Here is a 15,717-nt window from a genome sequence, read left to right as displayed (position 1 = left end):
ATGCCGCTCTGCGGGCCCGCCTGGTGCTGTGGACGGCCGAGGGGCGGCGACGCAAGGACATCGCCGAACTCGCAGGAGTCGCACCGAATACGGTGGACCGCGCCAAGGCCCGTTACCTCGTGGGCGGGATTGCCCAACTGGCTTCCCGGAAACCCGGCGGCGGACGCGATCAGGTCCCCGCGACCACTCGGGCCCGGGTGATCGCATTGACGAAGACAACCCCGCCGACGGAATCGGGGCTGTCCCACTGGTCCACGCGGACGCTGGTCAATCACATGAAGCGGCGCGAGGGCATCTCGGTGTCCTGGCACTACGTCGCCCGCATCTGGCGGGAGGAGAACCTCAAGCCGCACCGGAACGGCACCTTCAAGATCTCGAAGGACCCCGCATTCGCGGACAAGGTCGCCGATGTCGTCGGCCTGTACCTGGCCCCGCCCGGCGGCGCGGTGGTGCTGTCCATTGACGAGAAGACGCAGATACAGGCGCTGGACCGAACCCAGCCGGTACTGCCGGTCACCTTCGGCGCGGGCGAGAAGCGCACCCACGACTACGTACGGCACGGCACCACCAATCTGTTCGCCGCCCTCAATGTCCATACCGGTGAGGTGACCGGCGAGTGCAGGCCGAGCCGGAACGGGGCAAGCTTCCTCGCCTTCCTGAAGAAGGCGACCAAGCCGCACGCCGGCAAGGAGATCCATGTCGTCCTGGACAACCTGTCCACGCACACCACGCCGGAGGTGAAGGCATGGCTGGAGAAGAACCCCCACATCCGCTTCCACTTCACTCCCATCGGTTCCTCATGGTTGAACCAGATCGAGATCTGGTTCGGGATCCTGACTCGGCAGTCCATTCGCCGGGGCACGTTCTCCAGCGTCAACGTCCTGGTCAAGCAGATCCGCGACTACATCAACTCCTGGAACGAGGACGCGAATCCCTTCACCTGGACCGCGTCCGCCGAAGAGATCCTCGCGAAGGTCCGCGTCGTCCAGACCAACATGAAGAAACTCGTTAATAACAACTCAAACTGACACGATCAGGATCACGAGACACTAGAGGGTGTCGAGGGTGCTATCGACAGCAGTAGAGCCGCACGCATGGTCCAGAAGTGCACGCAATGCTTCCTCGCCAGCACCAAGGTCCTCATGGCCGACCGGTCGACGAAGAACATCGAGTCCGTCCAGATCAACGACCAGGTGCTCGCCACCGACCCGGCCAACGGGGCAACCGGACCGCGCCGAGTCACGGACCTGATCGTCACCGGGGGCGACAAGTACTTCAGCGAACTCACCCTCGCCACGCCACACGGCGAGGAAAAGGTGACAGCTACCGAAGAGCACCCGTTCTGGGCCGTGTCAGAAAACAAGTGGGTCGAGGCGGCCGAAATCGAGGCCGGTATGACCTTGCGCACGGACGAGGGCGGCACCGCCACCGTCCGTGCCACCCGGTTCTTCTACCAGCACGCCCGCACGTACAACCTCACAGTCGAGGACCTGCACTCCTACTACGTACTCGCGGGAAAGACCCCCGTCCTGGTCCACAACAGCCGATGCCTCATCGGCGACGTCGTCGGTCCCCAAGGCGAGAAGCTCTGGCTCCCAAAGGGGCGCAAAGCCATTGCGCAGGCAGACAGTAAAAAGGGCTGGTTCTTCGACATCAAGGCCTCCGAGGCGGTGGCCAACGGATTCCATAAATCGGTCAAGTTCGTACGCGTAATGGATCCGGTCACTTCCGGAAAGTATCAGTACCCTAACGGGTACATTACTTACGCGAACGAAGTCGGCCAGTTCATCAACCCTCACACAGGGAAGACTATCGATAAGTTTAGCGACTACTGGCACGTGCCGATCTCATGACCATCAACGAAGACCCCTTCTCCGGTAAAGATCGCCACCAGCCAGAAACCACCCGCAATCTGGTTGCCGAGAATCGCAGCTCGACTGCAGATGTCAGAAACATAGACTCGCCGTCCGCTCCTGGCTGTTTCGGGCGTAGTCTTCCACCAGTAGCACGGATGTAGCAGTCTCAGCCCAAGCGGCTCGCCGGCGGTCTCTCGCGGCGAGCCGCCCTTTCGGCGGTCGGCGTACTGTCAAAAAGTGATCTCCAGAGTCCCACCGAGAACGTCGTTGACGCGATGAAGCTTCACACTGGTTCTCGACATAACCGACGCGGGAATTTGAGGCCGGGGCGGGCGCGGCCTTCTACATGTGTGTGCCTCGGGTTCAACGCAAACTAATAGAGGAATCAGGTGCGAAAACGTGCTCGGACAACCCGTCGAAACCCTGCAAGCGCGAAGCCTCGCCGTCCAACGTTTCGCACGCAGCTTAGCGATCCCCTGCACTTACAGGACTACCTGTTTGATACAATGCGTTAATGGAGAAGAGCTTCCCGTGGGGATCTACACCGAATACTGATCTGAGTCTGTGGCGGTCTGATGCTGTCGTGCTCTTTGACTGGTTGATGAGCACCGACCTCAATACTGTTCCGGTCACGCATCCGGCTCAAAAGCAGGCCCTCGCCGATCTGCTTGCGCGATTGGAAGAGGTGGACGTGGCCGAATCCACGCAGGAGGAGATCTCCGCAGCGCAAGAAGAAGTCGCTAGAAATATGGGGTGGTAAGGATTTGGTAGCCATCAAACTGTGGAGATCGTGTCGCGCGGCGCGGTAGTCGACATTCTCGGCATAGCATTCCGAATCTGACCGTTTCGACCGAGTGGCGAGTGGGCAAGCGGGTAGGGCTTCGGCGTAGTCGCGTGACGCCCTGTTCGTGGCGATCTGCTCCCATCGGCGTCCGCAGAACGTGACAGGCACGGCTTCCAAGATCATGGAGTTCTCTACGCCCCGTGATCCGAGTGGAAGACCGTGCCTGCCGACGCATCATCGCTGATCCCGCCTGCCCTTGACCAACTGCGTGAGAGTTCGCGGGTCGGACCCGAGGAGGTTCTGGGCCTGCTGGAGCGACTGGCGGAGGTGCCCGACCCGCGTGATCCACGTGGGGTGCGCCACCGCCTGGCCGTCGTGCTCGCACTGACCGCGTGCGCGGTGCTCGCCGGAGCGACCTCGTTGCTGGCGGTCGGTGAGTGGATCGCCGACGCCCCAGCGCACGTGCTCGAACAGGTCGGTGCTCACCCCGATCCGCTTCTGCCCAGGCGGGTTCTGCCCGCCGAGACCACGGTCCGAAGGCTCCTGGCCCGCCTCGACGGCGACGCCCTGGACCGGGCGGTCGGGGGCTGGCTCGCGGACCGCCGACCCAAGACGGCCGGGGCCGCCGGGCTGCGCGGCCTGGCCGTGGACGGCAAGAGTCTTCGAGGCGCGGCCAAGGCAAAGGACCGCAAGATCCATCTGCTCGCCGCACTGGAGCACGCCACCGGCCTGGTTCCTGCCCAGCTGGACGTCGGCGGGAAGACCAACGAGATCACCTGCTTCCAGCCGCTGCTGGACACCGTCGCCGACCTGGCCGGCACCGTGGTCACCAGCGACGCCATGCACACCCAGCACGAGCACGCCGACTACCTCATGGGCCGTGGTGCCCACTACATCGTGATCGCCAAGGGCAACCAGAAGAAGCTCCGCCGACAGCTCAGATCCCTTCCCTGGAAGGACATCCCGCTCCAGGGCCGCACCAAGAACGCCGGTCACGGACGCTCGGAGATCCGCCGCATCAAGGTCGCCACCGTGAACAACCTCCTCTTCCCCGGAGCCCGCCAGGCCGTCCAGATCAAGCGCCGCCGCACCCACCGCAAGACTGGAAAGACCACCGTCAAGACCGTCTACGCCGTCACCAGTCTCACCGCCGAGCAGGCCACCCCGGCCCAGCTCGCCCGACTCGTCCGGGACCACTGGACGATCGAGGCCCTGCACCACGTCCGCGACACCACCTTCGCCGAGGACGCCTCGCAACTGCGGACCGGCAACGCACCCCGCGCGATGGCCACCAGGCGCAACCTCGCCGTCGGAGCTCTCCGGGCGGCCGGATCGAAGAACATCGCGGCCGGCCTCCGCCACAACGCCCGCGACCCCCGCCGCCCCCTCGCACTCCTCGGCCTCACGTGATCACAAACCGGACGTCACGCGACTACGCCGAAGCCCTGGGATTGAGGCTTCCATGGGCTCGGTCGGGGATTTCGTACGACAACGCTCTCGCCGAGAACTTGTGGATGCTGATCAAGACTGAATGCGTCCGCGGCCGTATCTTCGCCACGAGGGCCGAGGCGAACCTGGCGCTCTTCGAGTACGTCGACGGTTTCTACAACAGCCGCCGAATCCAGAAACGGCTCGGCTACCTCAGCCCCATCGAGTTCGAGGAGAAGCACTACGACAACCGGGCGACGGCCGAACAATCAAACCTGAACACCCATCAACCCGCTCTGACCAGCTGATCAGCACCCCCCCCCGCACACCGGGGGAACCTCATTGGTGAACTGAATTCAAGGCGCGGCGTGACGTCTGCCTTCACGGCCTGGCCGGGGTCGTGAAGGCAGACGTGCGTCGGGGGTGGGCGCGGGATGATGCAGGCGATGGGGCCGGGAAGATTCCGGTCAACGGGTCTACTGCCGGTTTGCCCAGTGAAGCCGGGATCGGGTACGGGGCACGCTCTGCCGCGATGTCGTTGACGAACACGGAGCGCGGGGCGAGCTGGGCCGATCGCGGTGCGCACGATGATCGTGGCCAGGTTGGGCGAGGGTGCCTGGCGCAGCCGAAGCCTCAGTCGAGGTCGTCGACGCCGGCGAGGAAGTAGCAGCAGCCTCCGACCAGGCACAGGACGAACAGTGGAGCCGGGAAAGGGGTGCGGGAGGCACGGGTGGTGCTCGATGCGGACTCCGCGTGGGGCGGGTGCCTACGGCCTCGCCCCGGTTTGACCCCCACACCCCCGCCCCGTAGGCTTGACCCTCGGTGTGTTTCCTTAACGCGCCTACCCCTGAGCACATCCCTCCCGGTAACGGTCGGTGTTCGCGCCGTCCGCCAGGAGAGGCCGCTCATCCTTCCGGATCGTCCCGGGCCCCGGCCCGTGCGAGCGGCTGGCATCAGGGGATCCGTTCCGAGCGAGAGAGAGATCCGCGTGTACGCCATCGTGCGCAGCGGTGGTCGCCAGCACAAGGTAGCTGTCGGCGACATCGTTGAGGTTGACAAGATTTCCACTGCCAAGGTTGGCGACACGGTCGAGCTCTCGACCCTGCTCGTTGTCGACGGTGACGCGGTCACCAGCGACCCGTGGGTGCTGGACGGCATCAAGGTCACGGCCGAGATCGTGGACCACCACAAGGGCGCGAAGATCGACATCCTTCGCTACAAGAACAAGACCGGCTACCGCCGTCGCCAGGGTCACCGCCAGCAGTACACGGCGATCAAGGTCACCGGTATCCCCGCGGCTGCGAAGTAAGGGACTGAGAACACATGGCACACAAGAAGGGCGCATCGTCCACTCGGAACGGGCGCGATTCCAATGCTCAGCGGCTCGGCGTGAAGCGCTTCGGCGGTCAGGCCGTCAACGCCGGTGAGATCCTGGTCCGCCAGCGTGGCACCCACTTCCACCCGGGCACGGGCGTCGGCCGTGGCGGCGACGACACGCTGTTCGCGCTGGCCGCCGGTGCGGTGGAGTTCGGTACGCACCGTGGCCGCAAGGTCGTGAACATCGTTCCGCTCGCCGTCTGAGTTTCCCGACGCGCGCAGAACGGCACACAGCACCTTCCGAGGGCGGATCTCAGCTTTCCCGGCGAACGGGGAAGCGGGTCCGCCCTCGGCGTGTTACGACAGAGACAATCCCGTATTTTCCTGCTGTACCTGGAGGCACCAACCATGACCACCTTCGTGGACCGCGTCGAGCTGCATGCCGCCGCGGGTAACGGAGGCCACGGCTGCGCCTCCGTCCACCGTGAGAAGTTCAAGCCGCTGGGAGGCCCCGACGGGGGCAACGGCGGACGCGGCGGCGATGTGATCCTCGTCGTCGAGCAGTCCGTGACCACGCTGCTGGACTACCACCACAGCCCCCACCGCAAGGCCACCAACGGCCAGCCCGGCGCCGGCGACAACCGCTCCGGCAAGGACGGCCAGGACATGGTCCTGCCCGTGCCGGACGGCACCGTGGTGCTCGACAAGGCCGGGAACGTGCTCGCCGACCTCGTCGGCCAGGGCACCACCTTCGTGGCCGGTCAGGGCGGCCGCGGTGGCCTCGGCAACGCGGCGCTGGCCTCGGCCCGCCGCAAGGCTCCGGGCTTCGCGCTGCTCGGCGAGCCGGGGGAGAGCCGGGACATCGTCCTGGAGCTCAAGACCGTCGCCGACGTGGCCCTCGTGGGTTACCCGAGCGCGGGCAAGTCCTCGCTGATCTCGGTGCTCTCCGCGGCCAAGCCGAAGATCGCGGACTACCCGTTCACCACCCTCGTGCCGAACCTCGGCGTCGTCACCGCCGGCTCGACCGTCTACACCATCGCGGACGTCCCCGGGCTCATCCCCGGCGCCAGCCAGGGCAAGGGCCTCGGCCTGGAGTTCCTGCGGCACGTCGAGCGGTGCTCGGTGCTCGTGCACGTCCTGGACACCGCCACCCTGGAGTCCGACCGCGACCCCGTCTCCGACCTCGACATGATCGAGGAGGAGCTGCGGCTGTACGGCGGCGGCCTGGAGAACCGGCCCCGCATCGTCGCCCTCAACAAGATCGACATCCCGGACGGCCAGGACCTCGCCGACATGATCCGCCCCGACCTGGAGGCCCGCGGATACCGCGTCTTCGAGGTTTCCGCGATCGCGCACAAGGGCCTCAACGAGCTCTCCTACGCGCTCGCCGGGATCATCGCCGAGGCGCGCGCCGCCAAGCCGAAGGAGGAGGCGACCCGCATCGTCATCCGCCCCAAGGCCGTCGACGACGCGGGCTTCACCGTCACCCTGGACGACGAGGGCATCTACCGGGTGCGCGGCGAGAAGCCGGAGCGCTGGGTGCGCCAGACCGACTTCAACAACGACGAGGCCGTCGGCTACCTCGCCGACCGGCTCAACCGCCTCGGCGTCGAGGCCTCCCTCATGAAGGCGGGCGCCCGGGCAGGCGACGGCGTCGCGATCGGCCCCGAGGAGAACGCGGTCGTCTTCGACTGGGAGCCGACCGTGACCGCCGGCGCCGAGATGCTCGGCCGCCGAGGCGAGGACCACCGCCTGGAGGAGCCGCGCCCCGCCACGCAGCGCCGCCGGGACCGTGACTCCGAGCGCGACGACGCGGAGAAGCAGTACGACGAGTTCGACCCCTTCTAGGCCTGCACGGAAGGCAGCCGACGGCCCGTTTCTCCGGAGGCGGGCCGTCCGGTAGATTCGGGCCCGGGCACCGGCGGTTTACGCCGGTCACGCCGGGTGCACGTGCCGCGGATGTGCGGATTGAGCAACACATCTGTGGGGACGGTCACCCCGGGCGACCGTCCCGAGGCGCCCAACCTCCCTGGCCAGAGGGTGAACTGCGGGTTTCCGCAGGGCGATCGGCGGACGACGTCCACCTTGCGAGACGGTCACGGAGAGTGCGACCATCACACTGTTCCCCCGTCATAGCAAGGTAGGTCGTCTGTGTCTGTGCCGCATGAAGCCAAGCCCCGGACCACAGCGGTCGTGCTCGCCGGTGGGACCGGCCAGCGCGTGGGCCTGTCGATCCCCAAGCAGCTGCTGAAGATCGCCGGCAAGGCCGTCATCGAGCACACGCTGACCATCTTCGAGAACGCCGAGGGCATCGACGACGTCATCGTGCTGATGGCGCCCGGTTTCGTGCCCGACGTCGAGAGGATCGTCGCGAAGGCCGGACTGACCAAGGTCACCCGGATCATCGAGGGCGGCAACACCCGCAACGAGACCACCGAGCGTGCCATCGCGGCCCTCGGCGAGGGCCTCGCCGACGGCGAGGACCGCAACGTCCTCTTCCATGACGCGGTGCGCCCCCTGTTGTCACAGCGCGTGATCGCGGACTGTGTCGACGCGCTGGACCGCTACCAGGCCGTCGACGTCGCCATCCCGTCCGCGGACACGATCATCGTGACCCGCACGCACGGTGAGGACGGCGAGTTCATCACCGAGGTGCCCGACCGCTCCCGGCTGCGCCGCGGACAGACGCCGCAGGGCTTCAAGCTCTCCACCATCCGCAGGGCGTACGAGGTCGCGGCGGGGGACCCCAACTTCCAGGCCACCGACGACTGTTCAGTGGTCCTCAAGTACCTCCCCGACGTGCCGATCTACGTGGTCGCGGGCGACGAGTACAACATGAAGGTGACCCAGCCGGTCGACGTCTTCATCACCGACAAGCTCTTCCAGCTGGCCTCCACCGCCGCCCCGCGCCAGGCCGACGAGGCCGCCTACCAGGAGCTCCTCACCGGTAAGACCCTCGTCGTCTTCGGCGGCTCGTACGGCATCGGCGCCGACATCGCGTCCCTGGCCGAGGCCTACGGCGCGAACGTCTACGCGCTGGGCCGCTCCACCACCGGTACGCACGTCGAGAACCCGGAGCACGTGGACGACGCGCTCTCCAAGGCGTACGGCGAGACCGGTCGTGTCGACTACGTCATCAACACCGCGGGCGTGCTGCGGATCGGCAAGCTGGCCGAGACCGACACCACGACGATCCAGGAAGCGCTCAACGTCAACTACCTGGCGCCCGTCCAGATCGCCCGCGCCTCGTACAAGTACCTCGCCGAGACCCAGGGCCAGTTGCTGCTCTACACCTCCAGCAGCTACACCCGGGGCCGCGCCGAGTACAGCCTCTACTCCTCCACCAAGGCCGCCATGGTCAACCTCACCCAGGCGCTCGCCGACGAGTGGGCGGGCGAGGGCATCCGGGTCAACTGCGTGAACCCGGAGCGCACCGCGACCCCGATGCGGACCAAGGCGTTCGGCCAGGAGCCCGAGGGCTCGCTGCTCTCCTCGGAGGCCGTGGCGCGCACCTCGCTGGACGTCCTGCTCTCCGCGCTGACCGGTCACGTCATCGACGTACGGCAGCAGGACCCGACGGCGGGGGCGGCCGAGTCCTCCGGCTTCGAGCAGGCCCTGGCCTCGGTGCTGGACCGTCAAGCAGATGTGTAATAATTCTTGACAAATGTGCTTTTCCGGGCCTCTGTTGTCGCTTTGTGCGACAGCAGAGGCCCGAATGCGTGAAGCCGCACCCGCACATTTCCGCCAATACGTGAATCAACCGGCACCCCCTGGAGCAGGTTCTTCGTGATCTCGACAGCCATTCGCCTGGCCCGTGTGGGCAGCAGGTCGGAACTGGCGGCAGCGTTGTTGATGGGGCTGGGATATCCCTGCGTCATGCTGGCCGCGCTCATTCCCCACATCTGGTTCTTCGCGGCGGCCGCCGCTGTCACGTACGCCGCCGACTGGTATCTGCACCAGCGGGGCAGCTATCTGGTCAACCGCCTGGGCAAGGTGCGCGCCGGGCTGTCCATTCGCTTCCTGCTGCGGCAGCTGATGGTCATCCTGCTGCTGGCTCGTCTGGATCTCGCCGAGTCACCGCTGTTCTACTCGGCGGTGGCCTGCTTCCTTCTCTTCTACGGGCTCCAGGCACCGCACGGCGCCCTGACGACCCTGATCCGGCTCCGCCGCACCATGCCGGTCGTCACCCGCAACGTGGACCTGCACGCGGTCCGTATCCCCGACGCCCCGCCCGGGGCGCTGCTGCAGCGCTCCGCCGAGAAGATGCTGCACCTCGACATCCCGGCCGTGATGGGCATCCTGATCGCCGCCGAGACCGGTGAGGACGTCTTCGGCTACGCGGGTATCGGCCTGACGCTGCTGCTGGCGCTGCTCTACCTCGGGGCGATCGTCCCGTATGTGCGCCGCGGCCGGCTGGCGCCTCCGGTCCCCACCGTGCTCAAGGCCGTCGACAACTGGCTGCGCGAGTACCAGCCGACCGTGGTGCTCTACTTCTCCGGCTCCAACGAGTCCGCCTACCAGGGCAACATGTGGCTGGAGACCATGGCCCGAGTCGAGGGCCGGCCGCTGATCATCATGCGGGAGCGCGGTCTCGTCCCCCAGTTGTCCGAGACCTCTGTCCCGGTCATCTGCGTCCCGGCCAGCACCCACCTGATGAACCTGGACCTCTCGACCGTCCGGGTCTGTCTGTATCCCGCCAACGTCGGCAAGAACATCCACATCCTGCGGGTCCCGACGATGAAGCACGTCTTCATCGGCCACGGCGACAGCGACAAGCTCGCCAGCGTCAACCCGTACTCGAAGGTCTACGACGAGGTCTGGACCGCGGGCCGGGCCGGCCGCGACCGCTACGCGCTGGCCGACGTGGGCGTCCTCGACCAGGACATCGTCGAGGTCGGCCGTCCGCAGCTGGAGCCCATCGAGAGCTGGACGGGCGCGGTGAAGAACCCCATCCCGACCGTGCTGTACGCGCCCACCTGGGAGGGCTGGGACGACAACCCGGGTAACACCTCCCTGCTTCTGGCGGGCGAGAACATCGTGCGGCGGCTGCTGAACGCCGCCGACCCGGTCCGGATCATCTACAAGCCGCACCCCTTCACCGGCATCCGCAGCGGCAAGGCCAAGGCCGTGAACACCCGGATCCGGGCGATGCTGGAGAAGGCCACCGCCGAGCGCGCCGCGGAGCCCCGTTGGGTGAAGGAGGCATCGGCGGCCGCCGCCGGGCAGAGCGCCGCCAAGGCGGAGCTGACTCGGATCGAGACGCGGCTCGCGCAGCTGGCGGCCACCGGCCATGCGGGCGGCGACGAGGCGGAGGAGTCGCGGCTCTCGCTCGCCGACCGCGCCCGCGAGGCGGAGGCCGCCCGGCTGCGGGCCGAGTGGAACGACGCCTACTGGCGTTCCTTCGGCTGGTGGGAGCACCGTACGGTGACCGGTGCGCGGCCCAAGCTGTACGACTGCTTCAACGAGTCCGACGCCATGGTTTCGGACATTTCCAGCGTGGTCTCCGACTTCATCGCGAGCGGCAAGCCGTACGCGGTCACCGACTCCGCCGCGCTCGGAGCCGAGGAGTTCAAGCGGCAGAACACGGCGGTGCGCGCCGCGGTCGTCCTGTCCAATGCGGCCGAGGAGCTCGACGCGCTGCTGGCCGCGGTGGCCGACCCGGCGGCGGACACGCTGGCGGAGGCTCGTCGCGAGCTGAAGACCTACCTGCTGGGGCCGGACGAGCCGACCTCCATGGAGCAGTTCAATTCCGCCGTGCGGGCGCTGGCCGCCAGGGCCGAGGCCCGCAACCTGGGCGTGGCCCAGCGGCTCGGCGAGCAGGCCGTGGCGGTGCCGGACGTGGAGGCCGCCACCAGCGGCGTCGGGACTGGCGATCCGCAGGCGGTCGCCGCCGCCGACGCCACGGCGGACCCGGACGCTCCCGAGGCCAAGGCGGAGGCCGGGGCCGCCGAGGGCGCCTCGGCGATGCGTGGACGGGTACACCCGGTCGAACCAGTCGAGAACAAGATGGAACCTCGATGACGATCCGTACGTCTCACTTCGGGTAGAAGAGGTAGGGATCGCTCTGACGTGCTGATGCGCGGAGAGTACGGAGTCGAGCATCCTTCTTATGTTCGTGATCAATTGACAGGTGCGCATGACCGATATGGCCAGGACGGGCCACGAACCTGATGTCAGTGTGATCATTGGGGCATACGAAGCGATGCCTTACCTGATCCGCTGTCTGGAGTCCGTGGAGGCGCAGACGATCGGGGCCGGACGCCTGGAGATCGTCGCGATCGACGACGGTTCCACCGACGGCACGGGTGAATACCTGGAGGAGTTCGCCGCGCGGACGGCAGTTCCTATGCGCGTCGTCCGGCAGCCCAATTCCGGAGGCCCCAGCGGCCCGCGGAACGCCGGCCTGAAGCTCGCCCGCGGTCGGTACGTCTTCTTTCTCGACGCCGACGACTACTTCGGCGAGGAGGCTCTGGAGCGGATGGTCGCCATGGGCGACCGGGCGGGGACGGACGTGGTCCTCGGGAAGGTCGTCGGCGTCAATCGCGGTGCACCGAAGTCGATGTGGAAGGAGACGGCCGAGCACGCCGATCTGTATGCCTCCAACATCAAATACACGCTGAGCGCGCAGAAACTTTTCCGGTGCGACCTCCTCGTACGACTCGGCATGAGCTTCGACGAGACGCTGAAGACGGGTGAGGACGCCCTGTTCACCATGGAGGCGTATCTGCGCGGCAACGGCGTCTCCGTTGTTGCCGACTACACCTGCTACTACTTGGTGGGCCGGGACGACGGCAAGCACGTCACGAAGAGCGGCAGCTATGTGTTGCGTTTCGATTCGGCCAGGGCCCTCATGAAGCTCATCGCAGCCCACGTCCCGCCGGGACCGCGGCGGGACGACCTGATGGTCCGGCCCTTCGCCATCACCCTGCTGCCGCAGTTCGGCCATTCACTGCTGCGGCAGAGCGAGGCGGTGCGGAGGAGGAAGATGGAGTTGGCGGCCCCGCTCATGGAGACTTATTGGACACCGCGGCTGGCCCGCCGCTTCAAGGTCCAGGAGAGGCTTCGGCTGATCTGTGTGGCCAAGGGCCGACTCGATCTCCTGCTGGGCATCCTGCAGTTCCTGAAGGAAGAGAAGGTGCCCAAGGCAGTCCGCAACGGCGTTCGGGGGCGCCTCTACCTCGCCTACCCGTACTTCGGTGAGCGGAGCGGACTGCCGGACTCGGCATACGAGCTGACTGTCACCGAACGGATCGGTGGCCGGAACGTCACGGTGCCGGCGCGTCAGTCCACCGCGACCTTCGTGCGACGGCTGGCTCGCAAGGCGCGCAGAAGCGCGCGGTCCGCTCTGCACTCCCCGCGACGTGCACACCGGCGCTGACCTGGGCGGCCCTTACATCACGGTGGACTTGCCCCGGGCCGATGGCTGGGGCGCTTCGGTCCTTCCTGTTACTCAGGGCGCAGTAGCTTTCTGACCGGGCGTCCCACCACACGAAGGGTCCGTCGGTAGGCCGACGGCCGGACTGCGGTTCCATGACTCGTCTGCACCGTGACCGAGGTGGTCTTCTTGGCGAGCTGCTTGCGAAGCCGGGCGTTTTGTGCGGACAGGTCCTCCATCTGGCTCTGCAGCCAGCCGAAGCGGCCGCTCAGCGTCTCCGGGTCGCTGTCGGTCCATGGACGGATGGCGGGCGGGAGCGTGAGTTCGGCCAGCTGCGCCTCGAACGCGGCGCCGGAGTCGCCGTGCGTGAAAGTGTTCTCCAGGCCGTTGTTTTCCATGAACCCAGTGAAGCGGAGGAAGCGTTCCTTGTGTCCGTTCACCAGCTCACCGAAGTCGGCCGCCTCGTAGAGCTCGGCGGGATCGATGTTCTTGGAGACCTCGGAGATCTTGCGGTGCGGGATTCCGAAATACCGGCACAGCTCCAGCGTTCGGGAATCGCTGCAGAGGACCGTGCTCGGGACACCGGCCAGCAACGCCGCGATGTTTCCGTGGATGCGAGAGCCGAAGGAGAAGTCGAATTCGCCCAGCTCGCTGATCCACGTGGCCGGGTCGACGTAGAGCCGGACCTTGCCCTCGCGGTACATCGGGTGCGACGGGTGCGTCGGCATCGAGGTCTGGGTGCCCGCGGCGTTCGAAGTTCTGCGCCAGTGCAGCAGCTCCGCCTCAAGAAGGTTCTGCCCGACGAACCTGAGGTTCGGATAACGCTGATGGGCCTGCCGGATGATGGCGTCGAGCCCGTACGAGCGAACGGCGCTGTGTGCTCCGTTCACCGAGATGAGGGACTCAGGGGTGAGCGACTCCACGCCCTTCTCGACGGTGAACGTCTCACCGTGCATGAACATGGAGGGGCAACCGATGACCTCGACGTCCCGGAACCCCAGGCCCTTGAGATACGCCTCCGTGCATTCGCCCCGCACGCCGATGGAGGTGCTGCGGTCCAGGACCGCGGTGACGAATCGCTTGACCGTCGACTCCATCGGCTTCAGCCGCGTCGTGTCGTACGCCAGATTGGCTTGGGCCCCGACCCCCAGGACGACGACGGGGATCCGCAGCTTCTCGATCAGCTGCGTCAGCCGCGTCAACGACCGCTCGAACGTGGGACGAAAGGCGTTGGCCAGGGGCACGACGAAGGCGTCGTACTCCTCATTGATGCGCTCGGCCTCGGACGGGATCGTCCTGATCCCGTTGGAGACCACTTCCACCCGCGGGGTCGTGAGGATCTTGTGCGACGCGTCGCTGAAGATCAGGTTTCCGGCATTCGTCGCGAAGACGTCTTTATGGAGGGACTGTTCGAGGGAGTTCACTTCGAAGGGGCTTTTGCCCGACCTGAGTAGTATGCGCCTTTTTCGGGTTGGTTCATCAGTCACACGTAAAGCGTAGCTTGATGAACCACAGCCGAGGATTTCGTGAACGGCTCGTCCCTCGGCCCGCCGGGAACGGGGTCGTGACGGCCTGGGCGTCTCGCAGGGCGGGGTGCCGGACATCGTCCGCGGCCGTGGCCGCGGACGATGAGACGAACCGCCGACTGCCGGGCCGCCTCGCGTATGGTGGGCGCCCGATCAGGGCGACGTGATGAGGACGGGCGTACGTGTCAGGGGCAAGTGAATCCGCAGGCGTACTCCGCACGCGTTTGGACGGTGACGGCGCGGGGCCCAGGCCCGGGGTGACCGGCGCCCGCAGGGTCGTCGTCAAGGTCGGGTCCTCCTCGCTCACCACGGCCTCCGGCGGCCTCGACGCCGACCGCGTCGACGCCCTCGTCGACGCCCTGGCCAAGGTCAGGGACGGCGGCGAACGCGAGGTCGTCCTCGTCTCCAGCGGAGCCATCGCCGCCGGACTCGCCCCGCTCGGCCTCGTGCGCAGGCCCAAGGACCTGGCCCGCCAGCAGGCCGCCGCCAGTGTCGGCCAGGGTCTCCTCGTGGCCCGCTACACCGCCTCGTTCGCGCGCTACGGCGTCCGCGTCGGCCAAGTGCTCCTCACCGCCGACGACACCAGCCGCCGCGGCCACTACCGCAACGCCTACAGCACCCTGGACAAGCTCCTGGAGATGGGCGCCGTCCCCGTCGTCAACGAGAACGACACCGTCGCCACCGACGAGATCCGCTTCGGCGACAACGACCGGCTCGCCGCCCTCGTCGCCCACCTCGTCCACGCCGACCTGCTCGTCCTGCTCTCCGACGTCGACGGCCTCTACGACGGACCGCCCGGCACCCCCGGCGCCTCCCGCGTCGCCGAGGTCACCGGTCCCGAGGACCTGGCGGGCGTCACCATCGGCAGCGCCGGGAAGTCGGGCGTGGGCACCGGCGGCATGGTCACCAAGGTCGAGGCCGCCCGCATCGCCACCGCCGCCGGCGTCCCCGTCGTCCTCACCTCCGCCAGCCGGGTCGCCGACGCCCTGGCGGGCCGCGACACCGGCACGTACTTCCACCGCACCGGCCGCCGCTCCGCCGACCGGCTCCTGTGGCTGGCACACGCCTCCACCCCGCAGGGCGCGCTCACTCTCGACGACGGCGCCGTACGGGCCGTGGTGGAGCGGCGCACCTCGCTGCTGCCCGCCGGAATCTCCGCCGTCGAGGGCGAGTTCAGTGCAGGCGACCCCGTCGAACTGCGCGATCCGCACGGCACCCCGATCGCCCGCGGCCTCGTCAACTTCGACGCGAAGGAGATCCCCCAGCTGCTCGGCCGCTCCACCCGGGATCTGGCCCGCGAACTGGGGCCCGCCTACGAGCGCGAGGTCGTACACAGGGACGATCTGGTCCTCCTCGCGCCGCGCCTCATCCCCTGAATCGGCTGAAAGTCCCACTCTCCGGCAGGGACCTTTACCAAAACCACCCCACGCC

12 protein-coding genes and 1 pseudogene are annotated in these 15,717 nt (G+C 67.2%); 12 read left to right on the top strand and 1 reads right to left on the bottom strand.

Translation table 11 applies throughout. The features are described from left to right. From B9S58_RS21545 to B9S58_RS21495, 11 genes and pseudogenes are all read left to right on the top strand, one after another. On the top strand, positions 1-1,028 hold a 1,028-nt coding region (locus tag B9S58_RS21545; protein ID WP_103532483.1), incomplete at its 5' end, for an IS630 family transposase. Between the two features lie 66 nt (positions 1,029-1,094). After that, positions 1,095-1,853, top strand: a complete 759-nt coding sequence (locus B9S58_RS21540) for a polymorphic toxin-type HINT domain-containing protein (protein WP_103533739.1) — start codon at positions 1,095-1,097, stop codon at positions 1,851-1,853. Between the two features lie 517 nt (positions 1,854-2,370). Next, entirely contained in the window at positions 2,371-2,616 is a 246-nt protein-coding gene (locus B9S58_RS21535; protein ID WP_103533738.1) for a hypothetical protein, read from the top strand. 243 nt (positions 2,617-2,859) lie between these two features. Then, positions 2,860-3,891, top strand: a pseudogene (locus B9S58_RS21530) (ISAs1 family transposase); the annotation flags it as partial. Positions 3,892-4,154: 263 nt separating this feature from the next. Beyond that, positions 4,155-4,376 (top strand): IS3 family transposase, encoded by a 222-nt coding sequence (locus B9S58_RS21525; RefSeq protein ID WP_103533736.1) that lies wholly within the window; start codon positions 4,155-4,157, stop codon positions 4,374-4,376. A gap of 680 nt (positions 4,377-5,056) precedes the next feature. Next, positions 5,057-5,377, top strand: coding sequence for a 50S ribosomal protein L21 (rplU, locus tag B9S58_RS21520; RefSeq protein WP_003969204.1), 321 nt, complete (start codon positions 5,057-5,059; stop codon positions 5,375-5,377). 14 nt (positions 5,378-5,391) lie between these two features. Then, complete coding sequence (gene rpmA, locus B9S58_RS21515) at positions 5,392-5,649, top strand: 50S ribosomal protein L27 (RefSeq protein ID WP_026291105.1); 258 nt, start codon at positions 5,392-5,394, stop codon at positions 5,647-5,649. 144 nt (positions 5,650-5,793) lie between these two features. Beyond that, positions 5,794-7,233 (top strand): GTPase ObgE, encoded by a 1,440-nt coding sequence (obgE, locus tag B9S58_RS21510; protein WP_103533735.1) that lies wholly within the window; start codon positions 5,794-5,796, stop codon positions 7,231-7,233. A gap of 303 nt (positions 7,234-7,536) precedes the next feature. Further along, a complete protein-coding gene (locus tag B9S58_RS21505; RefSeq protein WP_103533734.1) occupies positions 7,537-9,036 on the top strand; it encodes a bifunctional cytidylyltransferase/SDR family oxidoreductase in 1,500 nt (499 codons plus the stop codon). Between the two features lie 225 nt (positions 9,037-9,261). Further along, a complete protein-coding gene (locus B9S58_RS21500) occupies positions 9,262-11,406 on the top strand; it encodes a hypothetical protein (protein ID WP_258044827.1) in 2,145 nt (714 codons plus the stop codon). Between the two features lie 115 nt (positions 11,407-11,521). Further along, a complete protein-coding gene (locus tag B9S58_RS21495; RefSeq protein WP_103533732.1) occupies positions 11,522-12,763 on the top strand; it encodes a glycosyltransferase family 2 protein in 1,242 nt (413 codons plus the stop codon). A gap of 68 nt (positions 12,764-12,831) precedes the next feature. Here B9S58_RS21495 and B9S58_RS21490 read toward each other — a convergent pair whose 3' ends face one another. Then, complete coding sequence (locus B9S58_RS21490; protein ID WP_258044826.1) at positions 12,832-14,247, bottom strand: polysaccharide pyruvyl transferase family protein; 1,416 nt, start codon at positions 14,245-14,247, stop codon at positions 12,832-12,834. 296 nt (positions 14,248-14,543) lie between these two features. On the opposite strand from B9S58_RS21490, the gene proB reads away from it, so the two are divergent. Further along, positions 14,544-15,662 (top strand): glutamate 5-kinase, encoded by a 1,119-nt coding sequence (proB, locus tag B9S58_RS21485; protein WP_103533730.1) that lies wholly within the window; start codon positions 14,544-14,546, stop codon positions 15,660-15,662. The last annotated feature ends 55 nt before the right edge of the window (positions 15,663-15,717 follow it).

Source organism: Streptomyces sp. SM11 (genome assembly GCF_002910905.1).
Classification (GTDB): Bacteria; Actinomycetota; Actinomycetes; order Streptomycetales; family Streptomycetaceae; genus Streptomyces.
This window is presented reverse-complemented; position numbering and strand designations above follow the sequence as displayed.

Coding starts and splice junctions, on each gene's coding strand:
- B9S58_RS21535 (WP_103533738.1), top strand. CDS start 2,371: ATGGAGAAGAGCTTCCCGTGGGGATCTACACCGAATACTGATCTGAGT.
- obgE (WP_103533735.1), top strand. CDS start 5,794: ATGACCACCTTCGTGGACCGCGTCGAGCTGCATGCCGCCGCGGGTAAC.
- B9S58_RS21495 (WP_103533732.1), top strand. CDS start 11,522: ATGACCGATATGGCCAGGACGGGCCACGAACCTGATGTCAGTGTGATC.
- B9S58_RS21540 (WP_103533739.1), top strand. CDS start 1,095: ATGGTCCAGAAGTGCACGCAATGCTTCCTCGCCAGCACCAAGGTCCTC.
- B9S58_RS21500 (WP_258044827.1), top strand. CDS start 9,262: ATGCTGGCCGCGCTCATTCCCCACATCTGGTTCTTCGCGGCGGCCGCC.
- rpmA (WP_026291105.1), top strand. CDS start 5,392: ATGGCACACAAGAAGGGCGCATCGTCCACTCGGAACGGGCGCGATTCC.
- B9S58_RS21525 (WP_103533736.1), top strand. CDS start 4,155: ATGCTGATCAAGACTGAATGCGTCCGCGGCCGTATCTTCGCCACGAGG.